The following is a 3,237-nucleotide window of genomic DNA, read 5'->3' as shown; positions in this document are numbered from 1 at the left end:
AGGGCGCCGGCGGCGAGCGCGGCGCCCTTCAGCATCAGTCTGCGGCTGGGGGCTTCGGGCAGGTCGTGGTCGCGGCTCATGCGGACTGCCTCTCGGTGGGGACAGCGGTACCTGGAACGTGCCGGTCGTTCGAAATCCCGTACCTCATCTGTGATTACGAACGCCGAAAAGGTAAGGGTGGGCCGCGTGAGGGTCAATGGGTCCGACGGGAACGCCGGGCGTCCGCCCCGGCCGGCTCCTTGCGGCCTCGCCGCTCGGCCCTGACCCCGCCGAAGGTTTCCGCGGGCGCAGGGCGCGGGGGTGCTCACCGGCTGGACACCCGGGCCCGTCCCCAGGGCGCTTCGACTAGCGTCGTGCCATGACCAGCGACACCTCCCCCAGCCTCGCCGACGCCCTCGCCGCCGGGACGGTCGTCCTCGACGGCGGCATGTCCAACCAGCTGGAGTCGGCCGGGCACGACCTGAGCGACGAGCTGTGGTCGGCGCGGCTGCTCGCCGAGCGGCCCGAGGCGGTCACCGAGGCCCATCTCGCCTACTTCCGCGCGGGCGCGAGCGTGGCGATCACCGCCAGCTACCAGGCCACCTTCGAGGGCTTCGGCAAGCGCGGCATCGGCCGGGACGAGGCCGCGCGGCTGCTCGCGCTCAGCGTGGAACTGGCCCGGGAGGCGGCACGGCGGGCCCACACGCCGGAGGTCTCGCGCCCGTTGTGGGTGGCCGCCTCCGTCGGGCCGTACGGCGCCATGCTCGCGGACGGCTCCGAGTACCGGGGCCGGTACGGACTGGGCGTGGCCGAGCTGGAGCGGTTCCACCGGCCCCGGATCGAGGTGCTGGCCGCCGCCGCACCGGACGTGCTGGCGCTGGAGACCGTCCCGGACGCCGACGAGGCCGCCGCGCTGCTGCGCGCGGTGCGGGGAGCGGGAGTGCCGGCCTGGCTGTCGTACACCGTCGACGGCCGGCGGACGCGGGCCGGCCAGCCCCTGGAGGAGGCGTTCGGCCTCGCCGCCGACGCGGACGAGGTGATCGCGGTCGGCGTGAACTGCTGCGCGCCGCAGGACGTCGAGCCCGCCGTGGAGATCGCGGCGCGGGTCACCGGCAAACCGGTGGTGGTCTACCCCAACAGCGGCGAGCGGTGGGACGCGCGGGCCCGGGCCTGGACGGGGCGGACCACGTTCGGCGCCGAGCAGGTGAAGGCCTGGCGGGACGCGGGGGCACGGCTGATCGGCGGATGCTGCCGGGTGGGGCCGGAGGCGATCGGGTCGATCGCGCGGGCGCTGACCGATTGATCGCAGTCCCCCGCCCGGGGGACTGCGACGCATCGAGGCCGCAGGGAGAAGCGCCGATCGGCGTGCGGGCACAGCGTGAGCCCCCGCGCGGCGCCCCTTGATCGAACAGCGACACCGAGCGCCGGTGACGGTGCGTACCCACCCCCGTACTGTCAGTGGTGGGCCGGGGATCGCCCGGCCGGTTCGCCCAGGAGGATCGTCATGCGTCGCATCGGCACGGCCCTCGCCGCCCTCGCCGCCGCACTGCTCGTGCTCGCGGCCCCGGGCCCGGCGCTCGCGGCCGAGGGAATCCTCGTGATCAACGGGGTCGAGCACGACAACCCCCGCGGCTGCTTCGGGATTCCGCAGCCGTCCTTCGTCGTCAACGACACGGACACACCCGTCCTGGTACACGCCGGCCCGGACTGCCGCGGCCCGTTCGTCGACGTCGTCGAACCCGGCCGGGCCAAGCCCGTGCGCCCGGGCGGCAGCGTCTCCGTGCGGTGACCTGTCCGTCCACCGATACCACCGGCCGCCCGGATCCTCCCACCGGGCGGCCGGCGCACGTTCGCGCGCCGGTGCGGGTCGGCCGCGGCCCCGCACTGGCCCGCGCCCGTCCCGGGCGCTAGCCTCCCGGCGCGGGGGAAGCGGTTGCCGACGGCATGTGCCACGGGGGAGGGAAGGGGCTGGGGATGACCAGGAAGGGCGGGGGTGCCGCGCGCAGCACCATCCGGGACGTGGCCTTGCGGGCCAGGGTGTCCGCGTCGACGGTGTCGCGGGTGCTGGGCGGGGAGTACCCGGTGAGCGCGGACACCCGGGCCCGGGTGCTGCGGGCCGTGCGCGAACTGGACTACGTGGCCGACGCGCGCGCGAAGGCGATAGCCGGGAGCGGTACGCCGACGCTGGCGTTCGTGCTGGAGGACATCACGAGGCCGTCGTTCGCGCACATGGCGCAGGGCGTCGAGCGCGAGGCGGCCCGGCTCGGGCACCTGTGCCTGGTGTGCAGCACGGACGGGAACCCGAAGCAGGAGCTGGGGTTCATCGAGATGATGCGCGCCCAGCGGGCCGCGGCGGTGATCCTGGTCGGCGGCGCGGCGGACACGCCCGAGTACCGGGAGCGCACGCGCAAGATCGCCGACTCGCTGGCCTCCGCGGGCTCCCGGCTGGTGCTGTGCGGGCGCCCGCCGCTCGGTCCCGACGCGCCGGTGACGGCCATCGAGTACGACAACGAGGGCGGCGCCCACGCCCTGGTGGCCCATGTGCTCACCCAGGGCCACCGGCGGGTGCTGTTCCTCGGCGGCCCGCCCGACCACACCACGGCCCAGGGCCGCGTGCGCGGCTACCTCGACGCCCATCGGGCCCGCGGCCTGGAACCCGACCCGGAGCTGCTGCTGCACGGCGACTTCACCCGGGACTGCGGGTACCGGCTGATGCGGCGGGCGCTGGCGCAGCGGCTGGAGTTCACGGCGGTGGTGGCCGCCACCGACCTGGTCGCGGCGGGCGCGCTGACCGCGCTGCACGAGGCCGGTCTGGACGTGCCGGGGGACGTGTCGCTGGCCGGGTACGACGACATCCCGTTCGCCCGCGACCTGCATCCGGCCCTGACCACGGTGCACGTCCCCTACCAGGAGCTGGGCCGGCTGGCCGTCCGCAGCGCGCTCGACCGGTCCGCCGGGGACGCGGCGACGCACCTGCTGCTGGGCACGCACGTGGTGGTACGGGACTCGGTGGCACACGTGGGCCCCTGACCGGCCGGGGGCCCTTTGCGAACGGGGGCCTGAGCGGCGGGGCCCTTGGCGACCGGGGGCCTGAGCGGCGGGGCCCTGCGCGACTGGGCCTGAGCGGCGGAAGCCCTGCGCGAACGGGGGCCTGAGCAGCGGGGGCCCTGCGCGAACGGGGGCCTGAGCAGCGGAGTGCCCTGAACGACCGAGGGCCTGAGCAGCCGAGTGCCCTGCGCGACCGGGGGCCTGAGCAGC

3 protein-coding genes are annotated in these 3,237 nt (G+C 75.7%); all 3 read left to right on the top strand.

Annotated features, from left to right (window positions below):
- The first annotated feature begins 358 nt into the window (after window positions 1-358).
- The 3 genes from mmuM to CCN44_RS30920 all read left to right on the top strand — a co-directional run bounded on the left by mmuM (window position 359) and on the right by CCN44_RS30920 (window position 3,009).
- On the top strand, window positions 359-1,282 hold the full coding sequence (gene mmuM / locus CCN44_RS30930) for a homocysteine S-methyltransferase (protein ID WP_086701289.1): 924 nt from the start codon (window positions 359-361) through the stop codon (window positions 1,280-1,282).
- Between the two features lie 201 nt (window positions 1,283-1,483).
- Window positions 1,484-1,768 (top strand): hypothetical protein, encoded by a 285-nt coding sequence (locus CCN44_RS30925; protein WP_086701286.1) that lies wholly within the window; start codon window positions 1,484-1,486, stop codon window positions 1,766-1,768.
- Between the two features lie 185 nt (window positions 1,769-1,953).
- A complete protein-coding gene (locus CCN44_RS30920; protein ID WP_086701283.1) occupies window positions 1,954-3,009 on the top strand; it encodes a LacI family DNA-binding transcriptional regulator in 1,056 nt (351 codons plus the stop codon).
- Window positions 3,010-3,237: the final 228 nt, after the last annotated feature.

It is taken from the genome of Streptomyces tricolor, from assembly GCF_002155905.1.
Taxonomy (GTDB): Bacteria; Actinomycetota; Actinomycetes; order Streptomycetales; family Streptomycetaceae; genus Streptomyces; species Streptomyces tricolor.
Note: the sequence above shows the minus strand (reverse complement) of the source record. Positions and strands in the feature narration are given on the sequence as shown.

Excerpts from the sequence above, each read along its gene's own strand:
- mmuM (WP_086701289.1), top strand. The coding sequence starts at position 359 with ATGACCAGCGACACCTCCCCCAGCCTCGCCGACGCCCTCGCCGCCGGG.
- CCN44_RS30925 (WP_086701286.1), top strand. The coding sequence starts at position 1,484 with ATGCGTCGCATCGGCACGGCCCTCGCCGCCCTCGCCGCCGCACTGCTC.
- CCN44_RS30920 (WP_086701283.1), top strand. The coding sequence starts at position 1,954 with ATGACCAGGAAGGGCGGGGGTGCCGCGCGCAGCACCATCCGGGACGTG.